The sequence below is a fragment of the Pseudobacillus wudalianchiensis genome (assembly GCF_001685015.1).
GTDB classification, from domain to species: Bacteria; Bacillota; Bacilli; order Bacillales; family Domibacillaceae; genus Pseudobacillus; species Pseudobacillus wudalianchiensis.
This window is the reverse complement of sequence record NZ_MAYT01000001.1, coordinates 824,397-850,119: the sequence shown is the minus strand read 5'-3', so window position 1 is coordinate 850,119 and position 25,723 is coordinate 824,397. Positions and strand designations below refer to the sequence as shown.

The 25,723-nt window shown below is 40.5% G+C and carries 23 protein-coding genes; 1 reads left to right on the top strand and 22 read right to left on the bottom strand.

Translation table 11 applies throughout. From position 1 onward, the window contains the following. Positions 1 to 9: 9 nt before the first annotated feature. The 6 genes from A8F95_RS04390 to A8F95_RS04365 form a co-directional block, all read right to left on the bottom strand. The gene (locus A8F95_RS04390; protein ID WP_065409385.1) at positions 10 to 732 is read right to left on the bottom strand and encodes an amino acid ABC transporter ATP-binding protein; all 723 of its coding nucleotides are present in this window, start codon (positions 730 to 732) and stop codon (positions 10 to 12) included. Beyond that, positions 698 to 1,402 carry an amino acid ABC transporter permease gene (locus A8F95_RS04385; RefSeq protein ID WP_065409384.1) on the bottom strand — a complete coding sequence of 235 codons (705 nt, stop codon included), beginning with the start codon at positions 1,400 to 1,402 and terminating at the stop codon, positions 698 to 700. The genes A8F95_RS04390 and A8F95_RS04385 overlap by 35 nt, the downstream gene beginning before the upstream one ends. A 68-nt stretch (positions 1,403 to 1,470) precedes the next feature. Beyond that, positions 1,471 to 2,286 carry an ABC transporter substrate-binding protein gene (locus A8F95_RS04380; RefSeq protein WP_065409383.1) on the bottom strand — a complete coding sequence of 272 codons (816 nt, stop codon included), beginning with the start codon at positions 2,284 to 2,286 and terminating at the stop codon, positions 1,471 to 1,473. A gap of 109 nt (positions 2,287 to 2,395) precedes the next feature. Continuing rightward, positions 2,396 to 3,967, bottom strand: coding sequence for an aminomethyl-transferring glycine dehydrogenase subunit GcvPB (gene gcvPB, locus A8F95_RS04375; protein WP_065409382.1), 1,572 nt, complete (start codon positions 3,965 to 3,967; stop codon positions 2,396 to 2,398). A 29-nt stretch (positions 3,968 to 3,996) separates the two neighbouring features. Beyond that, positions 3,997 to 5,385, bottom strand: coding sequence for an aminomethyl-transferring glycine dehydrogenase subunit GcvPA (gcvPA, locus tag A8F95_RS04370; RefSeq protein ID WP_065409381.1), 1,389 nt, complete (start codon positions 5,383 to 5,385; stop codon positions 3,997 to 3,999). A gap of 25 nt (positions 5,386 to 5,410) precedes the next feature. Further along, positions 5,411 to 6,187: an SDR family NAD(P)-dependent oxidoreductase gene (locus A8F95_RS04365; protein ID WP_065409380.1), complete on the bottom strand. Its 777-nt coding sequence runs from the start codon at positions 6,185 to 6,187 to the stop codon at positions 5,411 to 5,413. A gap of 328 nt (positions 6,188 to 6,515) precedes the next feature. On the opposite strand from A8F95_RS04365, the gene A8F95_RS04360 reads away from it, so the two are divergent. Then, positions 6,516 to 7,922: a sigma-54 interaction domain-containing protein gene (locus A8F95_RS04360; protein WP_065409379.1), complete on the top strand. Its 1,407-nt coding sequence runs from the start codon at positions 6,516 to 6,518 to the stop codon at positions 7,920 to 7,922. Between the two features lie 559 nt (positions 7,923 to 8,481). Here A8F95_RS04360 and A8F95_RS04355 read toward each other — a convergent pair. The 16 genes from A8F95_RS04355 to A8F95_RS04280 form a co-directional block, all read right to left on the bottom strand. Continuing rightward, a complete protein-coding gene (locus A8F95_RS04355; RefSeq protein ID WP_065409378.1) occupies positions 8,482 to 9,339 on the bottom strand; it encodes an MBL fold metallo-hydrolase in 858 nt (285 codons plus the stop codon). A 686-nt stretch (positions 9,340 to 10,025) separates the two neighbouring features. Further along, complete coding sequence (gene nagA / locus A8F95_RS04350) at positions 10,026 to 11,204, bottom strand: N-acetylglucosamine-6-phosphate deacetylase (RefSeq protein WP_077247215.1); 1,179 nt, start codon at positions 11,202 to 11,204, stop codon at positions 10,026 to 10,028. 35 nt (positions 11,205 to 11,239) lie between these two features. Next, positions 11,240 to 12,082, bottom strand: coding sequence for a MurR/RpiR family transcriptional regulator (locus tag A8F95_RS04345; protein ID WP_342669934.1), 843 nt, complete (start codon positions 12,080 to 12,082; stop codon positions 11,240 to 11,242). A gap of 56 nt (positions 12,083 to 12,138) precedes the next feature. After that, positions 12,139 to 13,053: an ROK family protein gene (locus A8F95_RS04340; RefSeq protein WP_245671078.1), complete on the bottom strand. Its 915-nt coding sequence runs from the start codon at positions 13,051 to 13,053 to the stop codon at positions 12,139 to 12,141. A 111-nt stretch (positions 13,054 to 13,164) separates the two neighbouring features. After that, positions 13,165 to 14,865 (bottom strand): FAD-binding protein, encoded by a 1,701-nt coding sequence (locus A8F95_RS04335; RefSeq protein WP_065409377.1) that lies wholly within the window; start codon positions 14,863 to 14,865, stop codon positions 13,165 to 13,167. A gap of 33 nt (positions 14,866 to 14,898) precedes the next feature. Further along, a complete protein-coding gene (locus A8F95_RS04330) occupies positions 14,899 to 16,395 on the bottom strand; it encodes a sodium:solute symporter family protein (protein WP_065409376.1) in 1,497 nt (498 codons plus the stop codon). 23 nt (positions 16,396 to 16,418) lie between these two features. Then, positions 16,419 to 17,285, bottom strand: a complete 867-nt coding sequence (locus A8F95_RS04325; RefSeq protein WP_065409375.1) for an N-acetylneuraminate lyase — start codon at positions 17,283 to 17,285, stop codon at positions 16,419 to 16,421. A 65-nt stretch (positions 17,286 to 17,350) separates the two neighbouring features. Continuing rightward, positions 17,351 to 18,028, bottom strand: coding sequence for an N-acetylmannosamine-6-phosphate 2-epimerase (locus A8F95_RS04320; RefSeq protein ID WP_065409374.1), 678 nt, complete (start codon positions 18,026 to 18,028; stop codon positions 17,351 to 17,353). Positions 18,029 to 18,714: 686 nt separating this feature from the next. After that, positions 18,715 to 20,109: a purine-cytosine permease family protein gene (locus tag A8F95_RS04315; RefSeq protein WP_065409373.1), complete on the bottom strand. Its 1,395-nt coding sequence runs from the start codon at positions 20,107 to 20,109 to the stop codon at positions 18,715 to 18,717. Positions 20,110 to 20,183: 74 nt separating this feature from the next. Beyond that, positions 20,184 to 20,849: a cysteine hydrolase family protein gene (locus A8F95_RS04310; protein WP_065409372.1), complete on the bottom strand. Its 666-nt coding sequence runs from the start codon at positions 20,847 to 20,849 to the stop codon at positions 20,184 to 20,186. A gap of 242 nt (positions 20,850 to 21,091) precedes the next feature. Then, positions 21,092 to 21,349, bottom strand: coding sequence for a YciI family protein (locus A8F95_RS04305; protein WP_065409371.1), 258 nt, complete (start codon positions 21,347 to 21,349; stop codon positions 21,092 to 21,094). Between the two features lie 12 nt (positions 21,350 to 21,361). Continuing rightward, positions 21,362 to 22,804, bottom strand: a complete 1,443-nt coding sequence (locus A8F95_RS04300; RefSeq protein ID WP_065409370.1) for an aldehyde dehydrogenase family protein — start codon at positions 22,802 to 22,804, stop codon at positions 21,362 to 21,364. A gap of 37 nt (positions 22,805 to 22,841) precedes the next feature. Continuing rightward, positions 22,842 to 23,135, bottom strand: a complete 294-nt coding sequence (locus A8F95_RS04295) for a hypothetical protein (protein ID WP_065409369.1) — start codon at positions 23,133 to 23,135, stop codon at positions 22,842 to 22,844. A 47-nt stretch (positions 23,136 to 23,182) separates the two neighbouring features. Further along, entirely contained in the window at positions 23,183 to 23,593 is a 411-nt protein-coding gene (locus A8F95_RS04290; RefSeq protein ID WP_176713612.1) for a riboflavin kinase, read from the bottom strand. 10 nt (positions 23,594 to 23,603) lie between these two features. Next, entirely contained in the window at positions 23,604 to 24,164 is a 561-nt protein-coding gene (locus A8F95_RS04285; protein ID WP_065409367.1) for an NADPH-dependent FMN reductase, read from the bottom strand. A 55-nt stretch (positions 24,165 to 24,219) separates the two neighbouring features. Next, positions 24,220 to 25,719: an aldehyde dehydrogenase gene (locus A8F95_RS04280; protein WP_065409366.1), complete on the bottom strand. Its 1,500-nt coding sequence runs from the start codon at positions 25,717 to 25,719 to the stop codon at positions 24,220 to 24,222. Between the last annotated feature and the right edge of the window lie 4 nt (positions 25,720 to 25,723).

Genomic DNA, 25,723 nt, shown 5'->3' with positions numbered 1-25,723 from the left:
CTCGTTTATTTATAATACTTGTTGTAAAAAGCGACGAGTTCTTTCTTCTTTAGGATCAGTGAAGAACACACTTGGGTGACCGTCCTCGATAATATTGCCATCAGCCAGCATAATTACCCGATCCGCTACTTCGCGGGCAAACCCCATTTCGTGTGTAACAATGACCATTGTCATTCCTTCCCTTGCCAAGTTTTTCATTGTTTCAAGAACTTCGCCAACAAGCTCAGGATCCAATGCAGAGGTAGGTTCGTCGAATAACATGACAGCGGGCTCCATTGCCAGTGCCCTGGCGATTGCCACCCGTTGCTTTTGTCCTCCAGATAACTGTTCAGGATAATGATGAGCTTTATCCGCCAGTCCTACTTTTTGTAAAATGTCCATCGCCTGATCAATCGCTGTCTGCTTGCTTTTCTTTTTTATATGAATAGGCGCTTCAATTACGTTTGCCAGCACGGTCATATGAGGAAATAGATTAAAATGTTGAAACACCATCCCCATATCTTCACGCACTTTATTGAGATTCGTTTTCTTTGTATCAATGACTTGACCACTAATTTCAATTTCGCCGCTGTCTTTTATTTCAAGAAAGTTAAGGCATCTTAATAAGGTACTTTTTCCTGATCCGCTCGCCCCAATCAAAACGACGACTTCGGATTTGTTAATTTCCATAGAAATATTCTTTAGGACTTGCAGCCCGTCAAACGCTTTGCACAGCTGTTTTACCTTGATCAAATCGCTTACCTCCTCTACGCTTTCTGCCTTTACTCACATCTAACCTCGCCTCAATCCTGTTAAAGATTAACGTAAAGATCAGAACAAGAATCAGATAATAAATCCCAACCACAAAATAGGTCTCAAATGGCATATAGTTTTCGGCTTGCGCAGAGAGAGCGTGATTGAATAATTCTGTTACAGCGATGTAGGCTACAAGTGAAGAATCTTTCAATCCGATAATAAATTGATTGCCTAATGATGGAACCGCTCTTTTAAAGGCCTGTGGCAAAATAATACGACGCATTGAAAGAGAGTATGGCATCCCTAAGGAGCGAGCTGCTTCCATTTGCCCACGGTCGATAGATTGGATAGCACCTCGAAATATCTCAGCTATATAGGCGCCAGAATGAATACCTAAAGCGATGGCACCTGCTGTGAAATCTGAAAGTACGAATACACTGGATATGCCATAGTACAAAAACATAAGCTGTACAATTAAAGGCATGCCTCGTACGAGAAAGATGTACGTATCAGCCAGCTTTTCGAGAACAAAAATATTTGAAACTTTGAAAAAGGCGAAAACCAAACCAATGATCATAGCGATTAACAAAGAAACAGCTGTTAGTTGTACGGTGGTCAACGTAGCTTTTAGAAATTCGAATCCATGTGTTTGAAAAATAGAAATCATACTAGTTATGGAATTCAAGATTACCTCATCTCCTTATCACACTTACTCCAATAAAATGGGTAAACTTTTTATTTTTCTAAAAGGTTTTCTCCGAACCACTTATTGCTGATTTCTTCATAAGTCCCATCTTCCACCATAGATGCAATCGCTTCATTTATCTTCTTTAAAAGAACTGGGTTGTCTTTATTGACGGCAACCGCGATATTTTCTTGTTTCAGTATTTCATCTACAGTTTTTATTTTAAGTCCTGCTTCTTTCATGGCATTAATGCCGACGATTTTGTCTGTAATGACAGCATCAACTCGTCCTGGCTCAAGATCTTGCAAAGCATATACATCGCTTGGATAACCCTTTATGTCTTTCGTATATTTCTCGGCATCTTGTTTGTACGTGCTAGCTTGCACAATCCCGATTCTTTTACCTTTTAAGTCTTCTTTTGTTTTCAACGTATCATTTGTTTCAGCCACAAATATTTGAGCACCGGAAATGTAATACGGGTCTGAAAAATCCACTTGTTTGGCACGCTCTTCTGTAGCGGTCATGCTTCCGATAATCGCATCGTATTTCTTTCCTTTTAACCCTTGTAAGATGGTTTCCCACGGATTTGTTACCGGATTTGGCTCAAGTCCAGCACGTTTAGCTATTTCTTGGCCAATTTCTACATCAAAACCAACTAATTTATTGTTTTCTTTGTAGTTGAGTGGCTTAAGCAGGCCACTCATAGCGAACGTTAATTTTCCTTCGTTAACAAGCTTCATTTCTTTATCATTTTCAGTTGTTTCTTTCGCCGTGCTAGTTTCTTTAGTTCCGTCGGATGCACAGCCGCCTAATACAAGAAGAAAGAACGCGCTAATAAGTAAAGCTAGTGACGCTACCTTTTTCATTTACATACACCTCTTATCAATAGGATTTTTCTCACTCACTGCTGTTACTTTATTGAAGGAAAATTATATAAGGGAGGCAATCAAGTTTGGACTTGATTGCCTTCCGGATTTATATGCGTTCTGGCTGTTTTGTTTTCTTCTGATAGGCTCTCCATGTAATGCACCATTTCTCCGGATCGTCGAGAAAGTCTTGTTCATCCAATTTATGAATTGTGCTGTTGTACGGAGCATTCTGAACAACTTCCGGATTCTCATAGGCTTCTTCAGAGATCTGTTCAAGGGCTGCAATGTACTCATCCAGGTCGGTTTTTGAATAGCTTTCAGTTGGCTCTAAAGTAAACGGCTGAGGCACTATATACGGATGGTGGCTAGTCCAGTAATGAAGACCGAAATCTGTCATCCTTCTCTGTACATCTTCTGTCGTGACGCCTGTTTCTTTTGCCATCTGCTCCCAACTGTATCGCACCTGTTCAAGGCGCTGTCCTTTTACATACGGAGCGCTTGCACCGCGGATTTTTTGCACTTTGTGATACAGATAATTATTATTAAGCACCGCTGTTTGAGCAACTTCCTTTAACCCGTCTGGCCCTAGCGCGCGGATCCAGGCATATGATCTTAAAACGGTTTGGGCTACGCCGTGAAAGGCGCGCACCTTGCCGATCGAATGCTCAAGGTCCTCGTTAAGATAATATTTATCTCCATCAAACTCCACAATTGGAGCAGGTAAAAATTCTTTCAATTCTTCCGTTACACCGAGTGCGCCTGTTGCCGGTCCTCCGCACATATGAGGAGCGGCAAATGTTTTATGAAGGTTAAAGAAACACATATCGAAGCCGGCTTCTTTTGCACGCGTGATTCCGAGAAGCCCATTTGCGTTTGCTTGGTCGTAATAGCAGATGCCTCCTGCTTCGTGAACAATATCAGTGAATTCTTTGATTCTAGGGTTATAGATCCCTGTGTCTTCCGGGTTCGCCACAACAAATCCAGCTGTGCGTTCTGAAACAACCGCTTTCAGCTTTTCAATGTCAGGGAACCCATCCTCATCTGGATGCAATGTAATCACTTTAAATCCTTTTACAGCAGCTGTAGCGGCCTGAGAAGGATGAGAAAAAATCGTTGTAATGATCTCATTACGCTGATCCGCTTCTCCGCGGGATTCATGATACTTTCTAGCAATCGCCGCCATGGCAAATAATGCTTGAGTACCGCCGCTTGGCTGGAAAGAGAAATGATCCATTCCCGAAATTTCTCTCATACATAAATCGAGCTTGTAGATGATCTCGAGCATTCCCTGAACAGTGCTCTCGTCTTGAAGAGGATGCAGTTCCATGATTTTAGGGTTTCTTACCAATAGTTCGTTAATCTTTGGAATGTACTTCATCGTACAAGTTCCTTGACCAATTTCAACGTTAAAGTCTGAACCCAGCGTTTCTTGAGATAGGCGAACGTAATGTCGAAGGACGCGGGCCTGGCCAATCTCAGGAAGGTTTGGTTTTTCTTTTCTAGCGATACTGTCAGGGATCGCTGAAATCCCATCACCTACTTCTGATACGATAGCTTTATTAGAAAGAGGAATTTCGACTCCTCTTTCCCCTTTTTGATGCAGTTCAAAAATAACTGGTTCATTCCACTTTGCCTGGTGAAAATCCCTTACTTTGCTCTTTCTTTGGATTCTTTCCATTTGTCAGCTCTCCCTTCTTCTTGCGCAGTTTAGTTCGTCACTATTTCTTTTAGAGATGTGATCAATTGATCAAGATCATCTTTTGTATGCACTTCTGTCACACAATATAGAGCGGATTGACCGTACTCTGGAAATTCCTTAGAAAGATCCTTGCCGCCAAAAATCTTTTTCTCTAATAACTTTTTATTAATAGCCTCAACTGAAAGGCCTGTATCATTAAAATCAATAATAAATTCTTTAAAGAAAGGAGAACTCAACCTTGAGCCTTTTACTCCTGGAATTTTGTTAATCTGCTTAACTGCATATTGGCTATTTTGCATAATGGTTTGTCCCAGCTCGTACATTCCATTCGGGCCAAGCAAAGATAGGTATACACCGGCTGTAATTCCCCATAATGCCGTTTGTGTTCCTACAGATTCTTTTCCTTTTTCGCGCAAGGCAAAAGAAGTTCGTTCGTAGGCTACATCGCCAAATCCATATTCGCCTTCTTTGACTGTTGGCACGATGCCAAATAGTCGGGATGGGTACTCATTTACAAACTTCTCTTCGTCTCGTGTAGCGATGAATCCGGCTTGCCCGCCGCTGTAGTTCATATGCATTCCAAGAGGCTGCAAGTCACCGCAAACAATGTCAGCGCCATATTGGCTTGGCGGTGCGAGCACACCTAACGAAATAGGATCTACTCCAACAACCATAAGAGCGCCATGCTTTTTAGCAAGTTTTGAAATTTCAGCTCCCTGGGACTCAATGAACCCTAAATAGGAAGGATTTTCAAAATAGATTGCTGCTGTGTCATTAGATAGTTTGCTTGCTAGATCGTCTAAATCTAACAAGCCTGTATTTTCCTCGAAGCCTACAAAATCAAATTCAAGCTCCGGAGATCCATAATTGACAACAATTTTTGATCTTTCTGGTGCAACTGTGCTTGCTAATAAGATTTTCTTTCTCCCTGTTATACGGGCTGCCATTCTAATGGAGGTAGCTGCTGCTTGCCCCCAGTCAAACGTAGGTACGTTTACAACGTCCATATCGACGAGTTCTGCCAGCAAACTTTGATACTCAAATAGAGCCTGGTAGCGACCGTGGTCCTCATAAGGTTCACCAGCATAAGCTGTTAAAAATTCTGCCCGCTGGTTCACTTCATCACAAACAGCCGGAACAAAATGCTGCCAGCATCCGGCTCCCAAGAAATTCAAGTATTCGTTGGCGCTAATGTTTTTGCTTAATAAACCTTCTACATGACGGCGCAGTTCATATTCAGTCAATGCTTCTGGAATATCCATGTCTTTTTTTAGCTGAAGTTCTTCAGGAATACAAGAATACAGCTCCATAGTAGACTGAGCGCCGATTTCTTTTAACATTTCTTCTTTTACTTCAGGCACCATATTCGGTATGTAAGGATGCACCTTGTTTGTCATAGTAATACCTCCTAAATTTTTGTGATTAAGCTAAACCGCCTCCATCAACAACTAGCTCTGTCCCTGTCATCCAAGCGGATAAATCACTTGCCAGGAATAAGACGCCCTTTGCGATGTCACGCGGTGTACCGATTCTAGCTAATGGACGGTCTGTTGCCGATCCTTTAAGAAAAGCTCCTTCTTCTACCTGTAATTGTTTCGCCTCGTCTCTCAATAGCGGTGTGTCAGTGTCGCCTGGGCAGATACAGTTCACCCGGATATTTTGCGGTCCATGATCAATGGCCATCGCTTTTGTCAAATTGACAACGCCGGCTTTTGCAGCACAGTAGGCTGCAGCCTTATCACCGCCTTTTAAGCCCCATCCTGAACCCGTATTGATAATGCTTCCACCACGTTCGCTATCCATGACGGGAATCAGGTATTTTGATAAAAGGTATACACCTTTTAGAGAGACATCGATAACGGCATCCCATTCAGACTCTTCCAGATCAACCACTGTTTTTCTTCTTATGATTCCGGCATTATTGAAAAGTACATCGACGTTTTTATACGTTTCTTTGATGTAATTACCAACTTCTTCGCAATCCAACTTGCTAGTGACGTTGCACTTTTTAAACTCTGCTTGAAAGCCTTTTTCGCGCAAACTTTGTGCAGCTTGCGAACCCTTCTCCTCATCAATATCAAGAAGAATAACTTTGGCTCCCACCTCAGCTAGAAGTTCTGCTGTAGCATACCCAATTCCTGATGCTGCCCCTGTCACAACAGAGACTTTGTCTTTTAGTTGAAAATAGTCCTTTTCCAAAAAATAACCTCCTTTATGGTTTTGCTAGTCTATATTGCAATAAGTATGCCAAGTTAATAAACTACGTAAAATCAACGTTTGTAAAAAACCTTCCCAGCATCCTTTTGACAAAAATGTCAATATCTATTCGTTATTGACATTTTTGGAATTCGGAAATTATAATCATGAATAATATATTCCACTCCAGTTACTTAGACCTAGAAAACTTTCTAAAATCTTTCAAACTCAGGTTTTAACACCGATAGCCGCTCACGATATTTCATAATTTTTCGATTTTTCTTTTTTATCAAACGTCCTTAACTACTTGCCATTTAAAGGAGGGTTTCTTTTGTCGTCAGTCAATGTCATCACAAAAGTCATTCATACATTTTCAGAACTCTTACAAATCGAAATAGCTTTTTTTAATCATGAAGGTGTACTGACCGCTTCAACAGAGGAATACAGGAAAAGGAAAGGAAACCGGGTACATTTACCGTTTTTCAGAAAGCTGTATAAGCATCCGATCAGCTTTCTTCATAAACCGGGGCATATGAAAATGTGCCAAGGCTGTCATTTTCAAAAAAACTGCCCATCAACCGTTGAGATTGTACGGAACATCGTTGAAGATGAAAAACACTACGGCTACCTTGCATTTGTGAGCTTTTCTACGGACGGTGAGGAAAGACTAATGGAAAGCCAGAAAGAATACAGCCATTGGATGTCACAATTAAGTGACGTTATCATGAACATCCTCCATGAACTTGGGGATTTTAAACTGATATCAAAGAAAGAGACGGAGAAAACGGACTATATTCTCGGAAATAGTGAGACATTACATGATTTAAAAGAATTGATGAAAAGCCTTGTTAACAGTACCTCTTCTATTATCATTACAGGAGAAACCGGGACGGGGAAAAGCTTATTGGCAAAGATGCTTCATGAACGAAGTATCTTTCGGCAAGGAAACTTCGTTGAAATAAATTGTGCAAGTATTCCAGAGTCTTTATTTGAAAGTGAATTATTCGGTTATGAAGAAGGAGCTTTTACCGGAGCAAGAAAAACGGGAAAGCCAGGATATTTCGAACTAGCAGATAGAGGCACCCTTTTTCTAGATGAAATTGCTGATCTTCCTCTACAAATGCAGCCTAAATTGCTAAAAGTATTGCAGGATGGTGTCGTGCAAAGAATTGGCGGAACGGTTTCTAAAGAAGTAAATGTTCGTGTCATTGCGGCGGCTAATCAATCATTAGAGCAGTTAATGGAATCGAAACAATTTCGCTCAGATCTCTATTACAGACTTAATGTTATTCCGATTCATTTGCCTCCTTTGCGGGAAAGAAAAGAAGACATCGATGAAATCGTGCCTGTACTCATTGAAAAACTTCAGACAAGAACGGGTAAATTTATTCAAACATGCGATAAAGAATTTTTAAGAAGGTTAAAACAACATCACTGGCCTGGAAACATTCGGGAGTTAGAAAATGTGCTTGAGTATAGCATGAACATGGAAAAAAGTGCGCAGTTGAGCGTTTCGTCCTTACCCCCCTCTCTCAAAAAGTTGGAAGCTACTAATCACTCTCTTCAAAAGGAAAAAAGAGCTTTTAAAGAAATGGAGAGAGAGGTGCTTATTCAAAAGCTCAACCAGTATGGTTACGATCATGAAGGGAAAAAATTAGTCGCGGAAGACTTAGGGGTAAGTGTAAGAACAATCTATAGAAAAATAGATAAGTTACAGATACCTGTATCAGCCAAATAAGAAGATGGGCTTGCAAAGCCGACTTAAGGACGTCTCTAAGGCGTCCTTTTTATATGAAATAGACTTCCATATTTTCATGCAAAACCCGTCTCTTCCTGCCCTCCTGCAAATATCTCTTTTCCGCAATTATCGCTCCATTGTGCCTTATAGCTGGAGCCTTTTTAGGGATTTGCAGCAGGAATGAACCCTACTTATACAGGCTTAGGAAATATTATAGCTCCTGCTATGGGTGATATATCTTTTTTGATCCTAATATGGATTTTCCTTATATCTTCTCTGGTATTATCCTGGCGGTTGCCCTATTTATCACGCTATCTTGGAAAGAGCGGCAATGAATGGATAGAGCCGCCAGATAAAATGATTGATTAAATATTTATTGAATTACGTGCGAAGAGCCCTAATTTTGCAACTAAGCTTCCTTGACTGTTCCCCTTGGAAAAGATATTGGATAAAGACGGTGATTTCACCGTCTTTACGACCTAATATCTCCCGCATTTCATACGTATACAGATTGCGCGGTTGTTCTTTAATGTGGAAGAACATACAGATGGCCTCTTCTTTAATGCCTATTTTTATTTACATACTTTCCATAGTCAGGTACAGCAACCTGATCAAATTCGTTAACGAGTTTTTCCAGGCTTGTTGCTAGCAATTCACCGGACATTGGCAGCCCATGGCCAGTAACAGCAACTGCAGGCTTTAATTTATTTAACTTAATGACCGATTCCTTGGCAGCTTCCCAGTCTGTTGTCAGATAGCGAGGAGGCCCGCTTATCTCTTGTTCCTGGGTGAACACTTTATACAGGTACTCCTGTTTCACCGTAACGAAAGCATCTCCGGCAATTAATGCCCGGTCTTTTTCCCGAAATAACGAAATATGACCTGGAGCATGTCCTGGTGTATGAATCCATTTAAACCCTGGCATATGAGGAACAGTTCCATCAGAAGGAAGCACTTGTACGTTATTTCCTAAGTCTATCGGTTCATTAGGGAACGCAGGGGACATTTTGGCTACCATCCCGCCCTCTACTGTAGGGTCCGGTTCCGGATAGCTTTTCTGACCTGTCAGGAAAGGCATCTCCATTTGATGAGCATAGACGGGAACATTCCAATGCTTGACCAATTCAATTAATCCTCCGACATGATCAAAATGGCCGTGGGTCAAAATAATCGCTTTCGGTCGGCTGTTTGCACCAAACCGTTCTTCGGTAACAGACATAATTTCATTAGCAGATTCAGGCATTCCGGCATCCACTAAAACAAAATCAGCTGTATTTGGATTTCCTACTAAACAAAAGTTGACAATTTGGACAGTGTGACAGAATAAATCAGGTAATACCGCGATCCCAATACCACTGCCGATGGAAGTGGCTGGAATGAACTTGTAATCACTCCCATAATTCATTTCTTTATCCATTTTTAACCCTCCTTAAGTTACTTGAATGCCTGATGTTATTATTCCCTAAAGTAAAACGCCTCTAGTAGTTTCTTCTTGGTAAAAAGTGAAAGAAAAGGACAACGGCCGCCTTAAGTTCTTTAAAGCCCTTCTACCTGTCCACTGATCCCTTAGTGCATCTACACAAGCGAAGCCAGCAGTACAGCCTGTATTTAAAAATTTTTGATCACAAGAAATGACGTATATCTTGGTCTTGATTTCTGTTCCCCTATGCTAACATCACATCAAGCTTTTCTTAAGCTGTGGAAGCGATTAGCTCACAGTCGTAATAGTTGCATGCTTTGGTGGTCCCTCTAAATGAAGAGGTGCACTCGATCGAAAAAAGGTGGTGGAAGTTTTCTATAGTATCACACCATTCTGGAAAATTAATAAAAGTGATCTTTTATAATGTTCAAATGAGAGTCATACCTCTAGTGAATAAAAAAACCGATTATTCCTGCGCTCAGGAATAATCGGTTTTTGATAGTGAATACTATATACTTCTCTTTATATTCATCGTTCAGCTCTTATTAAGAACTGAATTGACTGAAAAATACTCCGTAATCTTCAATACATGATCTGTCAATTCAGCTATATTTCATTTAAGCAAGCCCAGTCAGTTGCTGAACAGTATTTTATCATCTTAGACTAATACGATGAGTTAAATTCTAATTTTTATTTTTAGAATTTATGCTATATGCAATAGCACCTCGGCAAATGGTGTATTGAACGTTTATTTCATCGTCTACTATTATCACATCGGCATCTTTCCCAATTGAAATGCTGCCTTTACGGTCAAATACTCCGATCTGCTTTGCCGGATTGACAGAAGCCATTTCAATAATATCCGAAATGGTGACTCCTTTAAGCTTTAGCATCTTTTTGGCACCGTCATTCATTTTGAGAATACTGCCGGCGAGCGTTTCATCTGCTAAAACGGCGCGATCTTCTGTTACTTTCACAGGCTGTCCACCAAGCTCGTAATGACCGGGAGCAAGCCCCTTAGCCCGCATCGAATCAGTAATCAGCATCAGCCTTTTGCTTCCTACATGATCGAAAATTAACTGTAACATCTCAGGGGATACGTGTATTTCGTCTGTAATCAACTCACTTCTTAACTCCTCTAATTGAAGTGCCGCTCCTACGACGCCAATATCCCGATGATGAATGCCTGACATCGCATTACACAAATGCGTAGCCTGACGAACTCCAAAGGAAACGGCTCTTTTCATTCCGGCAAAATCTGTATCCGTGTGTCCAGCTGATACATTTACGCCAGACGCTGTTAACTCTTTGATAAAGACTCCGGTTGGGTCATGCTCAGGCGCCATCGTAATCGTTTTAATCCGGCCACCTGATAGCTGCTGCCATTTTTGAAACAAGTCAAGATCCGGCTTGATAATGTATGGCAGCGGCTGGGCACCAGCTCGCTTTTTTTCTACAAACGGTCCTTCCAGGTGAACACCGATTACTTCTGCCTGACCCTCTTTATTTTGATGCTTTGCTAGATTTATTAAAGCTTGCTCAATGTTTTCCGGAGCTTGTGTAATCGTCGTTGCGAGAAAACTGGTCGTTCCTTCGTTCGGTAAAGCCGATGCCATTACCTCTAATGCGCTCTCTGTAGCATCCATCACATCTGCACCATTCGCCCCATGAATGTGACCATCAATGAAGCCCGGAAGAACAAGTAAGTTTGTCGCGTCGATTATTTGGACATGTTCAGGCAGCTTCTCCGGCTCTTGTTTAAAAATGCCGGCGATTTGCCCTTCTTTTATGAGTAAATACCCCTTTTCAATCACTTCTTCTTCAGCATAAATTGTTGCATTCTTTATTAAAATCGGATTCAACACAATCGATCCTTTCCTCTCAAACGGAGATAGGATTAATAAAGCTTGCTCGCAATATTTTCAGTAATCTCCATTTTTACTTTTTTCGCTTCTTGATAGTTTTTCACTGTAAGACCGGTACAAATTAAATCAATCAAATAAAGCTGAGTCACTTTTGAGACGAGCGATCCACTATCAAGCGGGTTTTCTTTGGCGGAAGTGAGCAAGATATAATCAGCATATTTCGTTAAAGGAGATTTAACATAGTTCGTTAAAGCAATAACGATTGCCTTCTTTTCTTTGGCAATTTGAACTGTATCCACAATGTCCTTTGTACTTCCTGTTAAACTGATGGCAACCACTACTGATTTTTCATTTAAGGAGGAAGCACGCATCACTTGGAAGTGGGGATCGGTAATAATACTGACATTTTTGCCAATCCGCATTAATCGATTATGCATATCAAGGCCGGCGATTCCTGATGAACCAATCCCAAAAATAACAACGTCTTCGGATTGATCAATAGCGGCAATACTGCCTTCAAGCGATGGAACATCTAAAATATCATACGTATCCTCAATTGACTGAACCATGTTCGTTCGAATTCGTTCCATGTAAGTCTCTTGAGAATGCTGACTTGATTCAGCTGCCACTTCTTGAGCTAATAAAAATTTAAAATCTTGAAATCCTTTATACCCTAATTTACGAAAAAAGCGCAGTACAGTCGCTTCTGCCACCTTGCTTGCATCGGACAACTCCGTTAATGAATGGTAGAGAACCGATTCCGGATTTGCTAGAATGTATTCGTAAATTTTGTGATCCGACTTGGTGAAGTTATGTTTGTTTTGCTCCATAACGATGGAAGGCTTAGGACCATTCATTGACCTCGTTTTCATCATTACGCTCTCCCCTATGATTTAAATGTTTAATAACTTGCCATTTTAAGCCATTCTATTTACGTTAAACTTTCATTCATCATCAGAAAATGCTTAGCTGCCCCCAATAGGTTCGCTTTGTTATCTTGCTGGGCAAGCTTGACTTCTAGTGTCTTGCGGTGATTCGGCATGATCTTTTTATAAAGGGAGGACTTTACAGCGTCCAATAAAAAATCCCCCTGAGCAGAGATGCCTCCGCCAATGACAATTAATTGCGGATTGAATATATGAACGAGAGACTGTAAGCCTGTAGTAAGATCATTTACCCAATGCTCAAAGACCGTTACTGCTTTTGCTTCTCCTTGCTTAGCCTTCGTAAAAAATTCTTTTAAATCTATTCTCGTCCCAAATTCAGCTTTCGCAAGCTCTGCTAATGCTGAACTAGAGGCATATTGTTCATAACACCCCTTATTCCCGCACGTACAAGGCTTGCCGTGAGGATAGAGGCACAGATGGCCTATTTCCCCTGCTGAAAAATGAGCTCCTGTATAAAGTCTGCCATTTAAAAATAGGGCTCCGCCAATCCCCGTTCCAATTGTAATACAGAGAAAATCATTGACTCCCTTTGCCACACCCTGCCAATAATCGCCGAGTGCCGTACAGTTTACATCGTTTTCGACGGCTACCGGAAGCCTCGTGTGCTTAGCAACGAGCTCTGCTACTGGTGTTCCGGTATAGCCGGGAATATTATCTGTTGCGAAGACAACAACCCCATTTCGGTGGTCAATTTGACCAGCAGAGCTAATTGCGATCCCTTCTAGTGTATACTGTTCCATCAGTTTGTCACAAATAATGAAGACTTTCTCCATCAGTGCCTTTCCGCCTTTAAGAGCATCGGTCGGAGTAGAGTCATGACTAACAAGGATCCCCTCCCTGTTAACGACTCCATATTTAATAGAGGTTCCTCCAATATCAATCACGCCCAATTGCATCATGGTCCATTCTCCTTTTTCATTTTAAATAAGAAAAGTACCGGTGTTTAACACTAAAAAGAGAAAAACCTATATACAGGTTTTTCTCACTTTTTAGTGGACGATAAAAGAAAGCTATTGATTTAGAAACGTAAATTGCAGCGTTCCAGCCTGTGGTTCCGATACGAATAAACGCTTCTCAAATACTGGATCTTCATAAGGGTAATCCTCACGGTAATGAGCTCCCCTGCTTTCTCTTCTCTCAAGCATCGATTGTAGTAAAATTTGTGAAAGCTTCATAAAATTCTTTACTTTTATCGCAAGTTTTCTTGTAGTAGGCTGTTGAAAAATGAGACGAACATTTAATTGTGATTCCAATATTATAATTTCTTGAAGCGCTTGTATTAGCTGCTTCTCAGTACGAACCACATTTCCATCATACCACATGATCTCTTTGATTCTGTCAATCACGTGGTGAGCTTGTTCCTCTAAATTCTTGTATTCATGGCCAATAATCTCCTTATTGTTATGACTAGCCCTGAATAACTTCTCTAAGTGAGCAAGCTGCTCCTCTTCGCTAATCTCATATTCTTCTGTTTTCCGGATGTACTCTCCACAGTCGGCCGCGGCTCGCTTGCCAAATACCATGCAAGCACCTGTAGAATTTCCTCCAAGACGGTTGGCTCCTTCAATATTGCAGGAAAGTTCCCCGATGGCATACAAGCCATCCATTCCAGTGCGGCCATAGGTGTCAATGTAGACACCACCGTTGCTGGCATGAGCAAAAGGAGCAATCCGGATTTCGTTTTCAACTAAATGAATATTTTTTTCTTTTAACCAATTTAAATAAACGGTGTAAAATTCCTCTGCATTCTCATACAGCTCTTGATCATATAAAAGCTGAAAGCCTCTTTCATTTCTTGAAGAAATAATATTCTTCATCATGGCAATATCAAAATACTTAGATTCCAGTGAATGAGTAAACGGTCCATGTGTACTTCTGATTTCCAAGCATTCTTTTTTCGAAAGACCTTTAGGAAGAAAGGAATCCAACAAACTTTCCCCATTCTCGTCTATAACATCGTGACAGTACATAAGAGTATGTTCTCCAAATAAGGTTTTATAGCGAGGAGTTGTAATACCCGGTATAAATTGAATGAATTCCATATTAACGAGGCTGGCACCTGCTTCAAGAGCGAGAATATGTCCAGAACCATCAACATCATTTGGATTTAAATTGTGTTTATAAATACTTCCAAACCCGCCCGTGGCCAAAATAACAGCCTTACATTCAACTAAAACGAGATCATTCTTTTCATCTAGGAGAAGTGCTCCGACAATCCGCTCTGCGTTCTTTATTAAAGTAATGACGACGGTTTTTTCCATGATAGCAAGATGACCATATTGCGCAAAAATGCCTCGAACATTTTCCCGAATTTGATCCCAATCACTTAACAAATAAATATCACGAGAATGGGGCGCAAAACAAGCCTTGCGCTCCCCTTCTAACTTCTTGGCCTTAACACCGATATCTTGGTATTCTTTGACTCTTTCAGCAATCTCCTGAACGTATACCTCAGCCAAGTCTTGACGATGCATGCCCCGGCTCAACTCTTCGATATCACTTAAAAAAGTCTGCTCATCTTTTTTATCCTTGGATACTTGTGTTCCAAGTGAAGCTTTTAAAGGATAAAAGCTCGAACCAGATGCCACCTTCATCTTTGTTGCCAGCAGAACATGGTGCTTCTGATCAGCCAATTCTTTGCTGACTTTTATCCCTGATAATCCGCTTCCCACGACCAAAACATCGGTTTTGACTTTCTTATCAATTTTCATTCTGATCTCACCTGGTTCTATCCTCTATTGTTGTTACCCTAACTCTTTTTTATCGTAAAAAGTTAATTCTGCGCCTTGGGCTTTGCTTTTTTCGTTAAAGAGCAAGCTAAAGCCATATCCAAATACAAGAGAAGCAACTAGATTGATAATGGAATAAGCCCATAATGATATGTCAGTAAAATAAGAAACGTAAATAGCGACAACCGTCGTAGCAACAAAGCCTAATAACGCCCCTGTAGAGTTTGCCTTTTTCGTCATAACGCCTAGCGTGAAGGTACCTCCGATGATCCCTAATGCTAATCCCATTAGCCCGTTAAACCAGGAATAGGCTGAAGACACATCGGAATAAGCAAGCACAATAGCAAAAGCAATGGAGAAAATCCCAACAAGAGTGGAAATATTCCGGGCAATTTTTGTACTCTTTTCATCGCTCATATCCGGTTTAAGCACCTTTTGAATATCCAATGTCCAGCTTGTTGCGACACTGTTTAACCCAGTTGACAGAGTAGATTGACCTGCTGCGAATAAGCCAGCGATTAGCAAACCAGAGATCCCTGCCGGCAGTTCACTAACGATAAAGTTAGCAAAAATTAAATCCGCCTTTCCTTCTGGCATCGGACCTGCTTGCTGTGTATAAAACACATACAGTGATGTACCAATAAAGAAAAACAAGGTGGCCGTTCCAAGAGAAAGAAAGCCATTTAAATACGTCATTTTATTCATTTCTTTCAAGTCATTCGTCGTCAAATAACGCTGTACCATATCCTGACTTGAAATATAAGAAAAGGCTGTAGACAATCCCGCTCCAACAAGGACGAGAAGAATGCTATTATTTACAAAGTTTGGATCGAACAGCACCGTATCAGCAAAGAATTTATGATCAGCCGAACCGACACGCAACACTTCCCCTACTCCGCCATCAATTGAGAAAAGCAAAATAATCAAAGCAAAGATTCCGCCGCCGATCAAGACAATCCCTTGGATAAAGTCTGTCCAGAGTACAGATTTGATTCCGCCAAAAGCTGAATAAATTGTGGCAATGACACCCATGAACAAAATAATGACGACTGTATTGATGCCTGTGACAGCCGTTAAAGCAATGGCTGGCAAATACATAATGATCGACATCCGTCCCACTTGATACACGATAAAGAGGACACTTCCAAGGATTCTCATCTTTCTGTCAAAACGCCGCTCTAAATACTCGTAAGCTGTATCTAAATTTAACCTTCTATACACTGGAAGGAAGAAATAAATAGCAACCGGTACGGCAATAAACAACCCTAACTGAGCGAACCACAGCTCCCATGTGCCTAAATAAGAGTTCCCTGCAAGTGATAAAAAGGAAATGGGACTTAAGAGCGTGGCGAATAAACTTACGGACGTTACCCACCAAGGAATCGAACCGTCGCCTTTAAAGAACTCTTTCCCTTGCATTTCTTTTTTAGCTACGGCAATTCCCACATAGAGAATAAACAATAAATAAGCAAATAAAATCACATAATCAATAATGGCAAATTTCCCGTCCACTTCAATACCCCCTTATCGAGTGCCTACAGATATCTTTCCGCGATCTGTTTTGCTTTTTCGATTTTTTCATCGGTTAAAGTTTTCATTGGCTTTCTACAAATTCCAGCGTCTACACCTTTTAGTTTTAAAATTTCTTTGATCGTTTGATATAACCCATTTTCTAGAATGTCGGCAATAAGATCATTCGTTACTTTTTGAATTTCCCGTGCTTCTGCGATTTGACCGTTCTGCGCTAATTCAAAGATCTGCTTTGCTCTGTGCCCATTCACATTGAATGTGCTGCCGATGGCTCCATCTACATTTAAGACACTTGCTGATAGAAGCATTTCATCAAAACTAGAATAAATCAGCTTTTCAGGGTAGGCGTGACGAAGTCTTTCCAATAAGAAAAAGTCTGGAGCAGTAAACTTCACACCGATAATTTTTTCATTTTCAAAGAGCTCGCCAAATTGGTCTAGGTTCATGCTGACTCCCGTCAAGGCTGGAATGGAGTAAATGATCATTTGGTTGTCTACGTTTTCTAGGATGGTATTGTAGTAATCCTTAATCTCTTCAAAATCAAACTTGTAATAAAAAGGAGTAACGGCTGAAATAGCGTCGTATTTTAAATCCGTTGCAAATTGAGCAAGCTCTACTGCCTCCTCAATGTTAAGGGAACCTACTTGCGCAATCAGTTTTACTTGTTCTTTCGCTTCATCTTTTACAATTTCAAATATTCGCTTTTTTTGCTCTGTGGAAATTAAAAAGTTTTCTCCTGTACTTCCATTTACATAGAGACCGTCAACTTTAGACTGATCAATGTTGTAACGAACAATTTCTCTTAATCCTTTTTCGTTAATTTGTCCTTTCTCATCAAACGAACACATTAATGCTGTAAAAATCCCTTTCATGTCATCACCTTCTAATTATTGTAATTGGTACTTTTAAGTGTATTGAGCGCCTCTTTTTCTTACAGTCAGCAGTCCCTTATTGCTTTTGTGAATTTTTCTGTAATGAATTTAGGACGGGTAATGGCACTTCCCACAACCACTGCATGCGCCCCCATGTCTAAGGCTGTTTTTGCTTTTTCAGGTGTATCGATGTTTCCTTCTGCAATGACAGGAACAGAAACATGTGCGACTACTTGTTTGAGCAATTCCAATGGAATGGTCCCTTCAGAATAAGGAGTATATCCCGCCATGGTCGTTGCTATAATGTCCACTCCCATTTTTTCAGCAGCTACCGCCTCTTCAAGTGTAGATATATCGGCCATAAATAATTGGTCTGGATAGTTTGCTTTTGCTTCCGCGAAAAACTCCTGAGCACTTTGTCCGCCAGGTCTTGCCCCTTTTGTCGCGTCAAAGGCAATAATGTCGACCCCTTCCGTATAAAGCTCTTCGACTTCCTTTAAAGTCGGGGTAATATAAACCTCGCTATTCGGAAGATCCTTTTTGATAATTCCAATAATCGGAAGGTCCACTTCTTGCTTAATAGCTTTTATATCTTCTACCGTGTTAGCACGAATTCCCGATGCTCCGCCAAGCTTTGCAGCTAAAGCCATTTTGCTCATAATAAAGGAACTATGGAGCGGCTCATTCTCCAATGCTTGACAGGATACAATTAATTTCTTGTTGATTCGGTCTAAACTATTCATTTTACTCTCCTACCTTATTGCCAATAGTTTCATTTCTTTTCCTTGTTTCTATGCGTGTGTTATATCCTACCTTGCACCATGGAAGAAAACGATTTCATAATCAAAATATATCATCTTGATATTTAATTGTCAAAAATATTTTTAAAATGACAGCTAACAATCACAAAAGGCAAATTGAGTAGATATAGATTTAATAGTAAGTTTGAGATCATTATGGAGACAGTAATGATTTATTTTTTAAATATATTTTTGAATTTTTCATATTATGTTTTTTGAAAAAACTAGTATACCTTACTATGTTTCTTTATTTACTAGTGAGTAAGATGTTTAAAGAAATCAAAATTCGAAAATCTGATGAGGTTTCTGATTTGCTAATCTACTTAGTTACTGACTCCTTTTCATATAACCTTAGTGTATTTGCTGAAGTGTTTTAATTCCCAACACTATTCTGTCAACTTACACACCTGGCTTGCTCATTTCATATACAAATGGCTGCGCTAAAATTCCACATACCAAAAAACCCCTTCTCAAAAAAGAAGGAGTTTTGGTTACTTTTTTCTTCAGCTCAAAGTATTTCTGGAATCAGCAGGGTACTTAACAAGTCTGTTGCTAAAGGTTCACTAGACCCGTTCTTCGCCCCTCGTGATAAGCATGTTATTAAGTTTCATGCTGTCTAATAAAAACCCTTAACTTTCTTCTGCTTTTTTAATGGCTAATCCATTCGCTTCAGGAACAGTAATGGAGTAATTCATCTTACGTTTCATTGGGAAATAATAAAGTGCGGCCGGCAAGAAAAGTCCTACCGCCCAAGCTAAATCGGCCCCATTTAGCATTTTGGCTATTGGCCCCATATAAAAGGAGGCATTGACGAAAGGAATTTCGGCAATGATAGAGGCTACAAAAGCAAATGTTGCAATCCAATTGACCTTCCCATACTTCCCATTCAAATCAAAGATATCTTTAACACTATATTCACCTGAGCGCAATACATAATAATCCACAAGGTTAATAGATGTCCAAGGAATCAAGAAGTAACTCATAAAAAAGATAAAGTTCAAGAAAAACTCTAAAAAGTTGCCTTGGCCTACAATACATAAGCCAGTTGCTATGAATGTGATCACAAGAAGAAACATAAAGCGAACCTTAGGAGTTACTCTAAATTTAAAAAACGGCTCAATCGTTGTAATCGAAGACATAAATGCTCCATACAAGTTGAACACATTTATTGCAAGCTGCCCGAAAATAATCAATATATACATAAGAATGGCAAAGCTCCCGTACAGCGCAGCTAAATTCCCCCCTGTATTATCAAAGAAGCTCGGGATCGCTATTGTTAAAACTGCCCCTAATACCATCATCCATACAGCACCGATGACTGTGCCCGAATAACTGTACCAAAATGTTTTTGAGGGAGGTGTATCACTAGGAAGATACCGAGAATAATCGGCAACATATGGAGCGTATGACAATTGCCAAGTAACAGCGATACTCACGGAAAGTAGAAATGCTGACAAGTCAAATTCAGAAGGCAGCCATTGCTCGGCAGGTACCGGCAGTTTAAAAACAATGTAGGTCATGATTAAGAATATGACCAATGAAGCAGCTGAAAACCACTTTTGTACTTTATGAATTAAATCGTATCCGTAGAGAGCCACAACAAAACAGACAGCACCAATAAAGATAATATTCCAGGTTTGGCCAATTGGAAGGATATCTCCAATCGTTTGAGCAGCGAGCAGCGTATTGCTTGCAAAAAACCCCAAGTATATAAACATAACAAGAAATAAAGGGATAATGGCGCCAATAACCCCAAATTGGGCCCTGCTCTGTATCATCTGCGGGATTCCCAGCTTAGGCCCTTGTACAGAGTGAGATGCCATGAAAATTGCTCCGACAAGCGCGCCGATAATAATAGCGGCCACACTCCAGAATAAGTTAAGTCCTAACATAATAGGCAGCGATCCTGATACGAGCGTTGTTATATTCATATTAGCCCCAAACCATATTGGAAATAAATCTTTTGCTTTCCCATGCCGCTCATCTGCCGGGACATATTCAATACTCCGCGTTTCTACTTTCAAATGAATTCCCCCCTTTTTGAGTATACATACGTACTTTCTTTTCATAGTTCACAGTTAGAAAATTCCTACTGAGACTACTTATCTGAGAGCCGTGAAAACACTGTTTTTAGATTATCCGGTGAAAACTGGAGTTGATCCGGGCTGGATGATTCCCATACGCGGAACTCCTCTCCATTTAATTGGCTCACTATCTGCTCCGTATCATAAACTTTAAGGTCATATATCCAATTGACCATCATGAGTATGGATGCCATATGGGCGCCTAAGGTTGTAGTTCCACACATATCTTTAACAAGATTAACTTGATAATCCCGGTAATAAGCGTCCAAAACTGTAGCTAGCACACAACAGTCTGTGAGTACTCCTCCAACAATCAAATGTTTAACACCTAAACTCTTAAGCATTAAATCAAGGCTTGATTCATAAAAACCGCTATATCTGTATTTATCAATAACAATGTCGTTTGCTTGAGGCTTTATCTCATCAATAATTTCAATCGTATTTGTTTGATTGTTATAATAAATCGGTTCTCCCTGCTTGTTGACCGGTTCTTTGTTAGCAAGACCGATGGCATCGGCCCTGCTAATATGGCGGGTATAAATCACAGGTAGCCCCTGCTGGCGGCATGCGTCAATAAGTGTCTTGGCATTTTGAACGACTTCACTCATCCCGACAACATCCGAGGTACCGCTTTCTTTTTGAAGATCAATCAATAAAAGAGCTGTTTTTTCCAAATCCATTTTGCCTCACTCCCAATTTGCCTCTCCTGTTTTCCTTATTTCTTTCGCTCAGTTATTTCACAACATCATGCTGCAAGGCTTAAAGACTACCATGTACCATGCCAGACTTTGCGAAAAGAAACATTATCTGTATAGGAAGCTAACTTTGTAGCACCCCATTAAACTGAATAATCAAAAAATTACCCATACACCTCAATTGCTTAGATTTCTTCTTCTTTTGTATTCAAATATCTAGTTATTTTTTATACAATGTGCCATTCCTTTATTTCTAGCCGTCGAGCTCTTCCAACAACATGCGGATCTCTTACTGCCAAAGAAAAGGCTTCCTCAAAGGTGTCAGCAATGTACACAACAAGCCCTCCTGATCCGTCCAAAAAAGGACCTCTTGCATAGATTTTTCCCTGCTGATCCAATTCATCTAAATAGGCTATATGAAGCGGCCTAGTCTTTTCATTCCTTACAGGATCAATCATATACAACATGGCTGCATAATAAGCCATTTTCGCATCCCCCTAATTACGGTTCCAAACAACAAGCTTTAATTCTGTCATTTCTTCTACAGCGTATTTTAGCCCTTCGCGTCCAGTCCCGCTTTCTTTCACTCCCCCATACGGCATATTATCAACCCTAAATGTTGGAATATCGTTAATCATTACTCCTCCAACCTGCAGATGATCCGCCGCCTCTAAGGCAGTATGAATATCATTAGTATATATGCCTGCTTGCAGTCCGTAACGTGAGTCATTCACTTTCTCAATTGCTTCTTCAACTGATTTTACTTTATTGATTAAAACAATTGGGGCAAATACTTCCTGACAAGATACTCTTAAATCTGCCGGAGCTTCCAAGAGAACAGTAGGATAAAGCATATTGTCTTCTGCTTTTCCACCTGCAGCTATTTTCACTCCCGATTGTTCAGCTTCTCTTATCCATTCCAAGGTGCGGTCAACATCTCCAGGCGTAATTAATGCCGATACATCTGTTTTTTCATCAAGCGGATCACCTAATGTTAAACTGTTTGTTTCTGCAACAAATTTTTCAACAAACTCATCATACAATCCTTCGTAAATGTAGATTCTCTGTAAGGAGATACAAACCTGGCCTTGGAAAGAAAAAGCTCCTGTTACACACCGGGAGATAATCTTATCCACATCGACTCCCTTATCGATAATTACAGCAGCATTTGATCCAAGCTCTAACGTTACTTTTTTCAAACCTGCTTTATTTCTAATACCGATACCGACTGCCGGGCTCCCTGTAAATGTGATCATACTCACCCTATCATCGGTCACAATTTTATCCCCTACGATTCTTCCGCTCCCTGTAATAACATTAAGCGCTCCTTCTGGCAATCCAGCTTCCTGAAGAAGCTCTGCAATAAAAAATGAAGACAGTGGCGTTTGTGAAGCAGGTTTCAAAACAATAGTATTGCCGCTCGCAATTGCCGGCCCCACCTTGTGAGCAACAAGATTCATAGGAAAGTTAAAAGGAGTAATAGCTCCAATGACCCCTATCGGTTCGCGCATCGTATAAGCAAGTCTGTTGACACCACCACTCGCAGCATCTAACGGCAATGTTTCACCATGAATTCTCTTTGCTTCTTCCGCCGCAAACTTATAAGTTTCGATAGTCCGGGCTACTTCACCTCTTGCTGTTGTTATGGGTTTCGCTGCTTCTAGGGCAATAATTCCAGCTGCTTCTTCTCTTCGCTCTTCCAGTATCCGAACGAGATTTTCTAAGATCTCCGCGCGTTGGTAGGCAGGCAGTTTCGCCATTACTTTACGTGCTTTGTATGCTGCTTCAACCGCTTGATCAACCTCTAATTCTGTAGCCAGAGGAACCTCTGCAATGATTTCTTCTGAATAAGGCGAGCGCAAGGAAGTGTATTCTTTTGTGTCTACCCACTTTCCGTTAATAAGCAGCTGTTTTCTCATTATGCTATCTACATGGGCCATGCTATTTCCAGTCCTCCCTTTCATGAACATACTAATCTTAGAAATTAGAGGCTGTTTTTGAATAGGTTCCGGTAAAATACTCCCGTAAATTCATAGTCAAGCCCCCGTTTCCAAACTTTTGTTTCGATCTTGATTCCCCGTTTTTTCTCTGTAAATAATCAAGAAAAAATAAAATATTTTTGCGGCGGTCCAAAATATTCGTTACACCCTGGCTGTAAAACCAAGCGTCAATCGTATTGTAAATCCCCTTGTTAATTCCGTAATTTTCAGAGCACAAGCGTATAAACGATAAATCATTTAAATGTATTCTCTCTTCTACTGCTGGATTCATGATGACCCTCCTACCTAGGGAAAAACATATTGACTGTTGCTTTGTTCTTAAAATCTCTTTTGAACAAAATCAATGTCCCTTGTTATTTGTCCCACGAGCTGATCTAAAGAATTAAATTTTGTTTCTTTTCGTATAAAGAAGCATACATCTATCGTCAGTATCTGATCGTAAATCATTTGACTAAAGTTTAAAATATGCACCTCATAATGGATTTTCAAATCCTTGCTGTTAATTGTTGGACGTGTTCCAATATTCATTATTCCAAGGTATAGATGATTGTCATGAAAAACACGAACACCGTACACACCCTTTTCTAAAGAGAGATCTTCTTTGTCAATTGATAAGTTTGCCGTTGGAAAACCAATTGTGCGGCCGATTTTATTTCCACGAACCACTTTACCTGTCATAGTGCCAATCCGCTTTTTAAGGCGACCGGTTTCTCCCTTATTTTTTGACATAGTTACATTTTCAGCTGTGCTGATACTCATGCCGATTTCCCTTTAATGCCTTTTGCATTGAAACAATCTCGTTGCTTAAATTAGCGATTCGTTCTAAAACATGTTCATCGACCAGTTCTCCCTGAGCGTTAAAATGGTCGTGTTGCACATAGACAGAACCCGGTGTAACATATGCTCTGAAGTAACCGGCGATTGGTTTCAATTGGTTCTCAATGACTAAATAGTGCTGATATGTGCCTCCTGTAGCAGCGAACCCAATTACCTTATTGCGAAAAACTTTAGGAGGAACTAAATCAAACAAATTTTTCAGCGCCCCAGTCAAGGAACCTTGGAAAATTGGTGTACCAATAATGTAAAAGTCAGCTGAGGACACTAAATCGATCACTTTCTTCGTATCTCCACTATAAGTCGAAGGATCGCGACCATCACAGAACTCAACCTTGTAATCTTTTAAATCCAGTAATTCTACCTCGATCTCCGGATAATTATTTTTTACTTCTTCTAATAATTTCTCGATTACTGTCTTTGTTTTTGATCCTGTAATTGTTCCTGAAATCCCCAATAACTTCATTGAAATCTCCTCCCTTTGGTCAATCTCTGATGTCTTTTCGGTCATCTATGCTCTTTTACCGCATAATAAATGGATCTGGCATTGGTTCAGATGATGTATTGATCCAAACAACTTTACTCTGTGTATATTCGTGAATGGCCTCATAGCCGCTTTCTCTGCCATAACCGCTGAGTCCCGAACCTCCAATGGGTGCAATTGGAGAGATACTCCGATATGTGTTCACCCAAACAATTCCTGCCCGAACAGCCTTCGCTACACGATGAGCCTTCGCTATGTCCTTCACCCATATGCCAGCTGCCAAACCATAGTCCGTACTGTTAGCCAGTTGAATAACCTCTTCCTCACTTTTAAATGGAATGATACTTAATACCGGTCCAAAAATTTCTTCTTTTGTAATACGAGATGCGTGATCTGTATGTTCGAAAATAGTTGGTTCAAAATACCATCCCTTCGTTAAATGTTCCGGTTTTTTGCCTCCATAAGCTATTTTTCCTCCGTCCTCTAGTCCAATAGCTACATACCGTTCTACACGTTCTAATTGTGCTTGCGTGGCAAGAGGCCCCATTTCTGTTTCATCTTGAAGCGGGTCACCGACTTTAATTTTAGACACACGATCAATGAGTCTTTCCATCACTTTATCGTAGATGTCCACATGTAAAAATGCCCGTGAACCAGCGACACAGCTTTGACCAGATGCCCCAAAAATCCCAGCAATAATTCCCATAGCTGCGTTATCTGGATCTGCATCATCAAATACAATATTTGGAGATTTCCCTCCAAGTTCAAGCGTTACTTTTGCAAAGTTTTCTGCTGAATTGCGGACTACATGGCGAGCCGATTCTGCTCCACCAGTAAAAGCCACACGTCTCACAAGTGGATGTGATGTTAATGAATCACCAACCGGCATACCGAAACCAGTCACAACGTTAACAACTCCAGGTGGAAAACCAGCTTCTTCAACGAGCTTAACTAATTCTAATAAGGAGGCTGACGTCATTTCCGAAGGTTTAATCACAATCGTATTCCCTGCGACAAGGGCAGGTGCTAGTTTAAGGGTTGTTAAATAAAGAGGTGAATTCCAAGGTGTAATAGCAGCAACAACTCCGAGCGGTTCCCTTGAAGTGAACACAAACATATCTTTTTTATCAATCGGCAGTGTTTCTCCGTGAATTTTGTCTGCTAGTCCTGCGTAGTAATAGAAGAACTCAGGGAGGTACTTTAACTGACCGCGCATTTCACGGATTAATTTCCCATTATCCAGCGTTTCGAATTGCGCTAGCTCTTCTACACGTTCAGCAATGAGTTCACCAAGCCTGCGAACAAGACGCCCCCTCTCAGTGTACGTCATTGTTGACCACTCTGAATTTAAAAATGCTTGATGGGCTGCTTTGACAGCAAGGTCTACATCTTCCGCCGTTCCCTTTGCCACATAGCACCACGGTTCACCTGTAGCTGGATTATAACTAGGAAAATATTCTCCGCTCGTTGATCCTACCCATTCACCGTTTATATACATATGGTATTTTTTTAGCTTTGTTTTAACTGACTCTGTCATCCTG

What these genes read in the sequence shown, in the direction of transcription:
- A8F95_RS04280 (WP_065409366.1), bottom strand. Translation starts at nt 25,719, where the DNA reads ATGACAGAGTCAGTTAAAACAAAGCTAAAAAAATACCATATGTATATA.
- A8F95_RS04340 (WP_245671078.1), bottom strand. Translation starts at nt 13,053, where the DNA reads ATGATGCAATTGGGCGTGATTGATATTGGAGGAACCTCTATTAAATAT.
- A8F95_RS04300 (WP_065409370.1), bottom strand. Translation starts at nt 22,804, where the DNA reads ATGGCCCATGTAGATAGCATAATGAGAAAACAGCTGCTTATTAACGGA.
- A8F95_RS04290 (WP_176713612.1), bottom strand. Translation starts at nt 23,593, where the DNA reads ATGTCAAAAAATAAGGGAGAAACCGGTCGCCTTAAAAAGCGGATTGGC.
- A8F95_RS04310 (WP_065409372.1), bottom strand. Translation starts at nt 20,849, where the DNA reads ATGGATTTGGAAAAAACAGCTCTTTTATTGATTGATCTTCAAAAAGAA.
- A8F95_RS04380 (WP_065409383.1), bottom strand. Translation starts at nt 2,286, where the DNA reads ATGAAAAAGGTAGCGTCACTAGCTTTACTTATTAGCGCGTTCTTTCTT.
- A8F95_RS04325 (WP_065409375.1), bottom strand. Translation starts at nt 17,285, where the DNA reads ATGAAAGGGATTTTTACAGCATTAATGTGTTCGTTTGATGAGAAAGGA.
- A8F95_RS04285 (WP_065409367.1), bottom strand. Translation starts at nt 24,164, where the DNA reads ATGAAGTTATTGGGGATTTCAGGAACAATTACAGGATCAAAAACAAAG.
- A8F95_RS04355 (WP_065409378.1), bottom strand. Translation starts at nt 9,339, where the DNA reads ATGGATAAAGAAATGAATTATGGGAGTGATTACAAGTTCATTCCAGCC.
- A8F95_RS04320 (WP_065409374.1), bottom strand. Translation starts at nt 18,028, where the DNA reads ATGAATAGTTTAGACCGAATCAACAAGAAATTAATTGTATCCTGTCAA.
- A8F95_RS04385 (WP_065409384.1), bottom strand. Translation starts at nt 1,402, where the DNA reads ATGATTTCTATTTTTCAAACACATGGATTCGAATTTCTAAAAGCTACG.
- A8F95_RS04335 (WP_065409377.1), bottom strand. Translation starts at nt 14,865, where the DNA reads ATGAAAATTGATAAGAAAGTCAAAACCGATGTTTTGGTCGTGGGAAGC.
- A8F95_RS04295 (WP_065409369.1), bottom strand. Translation starts at nt 23,135, where the DNA reads ATGAATCCAGCAGTAGAAGAGAGAATACATTTAAATGATTTATCGTTT.
- A8F95_RS04345 (WP_342669934.1), bottom strand. Translation starts at nt 12,082, where the DNA reads ATGATGAAAACGAGGTCAATGAATGGTCCTAAGCCTTCCATCGTTATG.
- gcvPA (WP_065409381.1), bottom strand. Translation starts at nt 5,385, where the DNA reads ATGACAAACAAGGTGCATCCTTACATACCGAATATGGTGCCTGAAGTA.
- A8F95_RS04305 (WP_065409371.1), bottom strand. Translation starts at nt 21,349, where the DNA reads ATGGCTTATTATGCAGCCATGTTGTATATGATTGATCCTGTAAGGAAT.
- gcvPB (WP_065409382.1), bottom strand. Translation starts at nt 3,967, where the DNA reads ATGGAAAGAATCCAAAGAAAGAGCAAAGTAAGGGATTTTCACCAGGCA.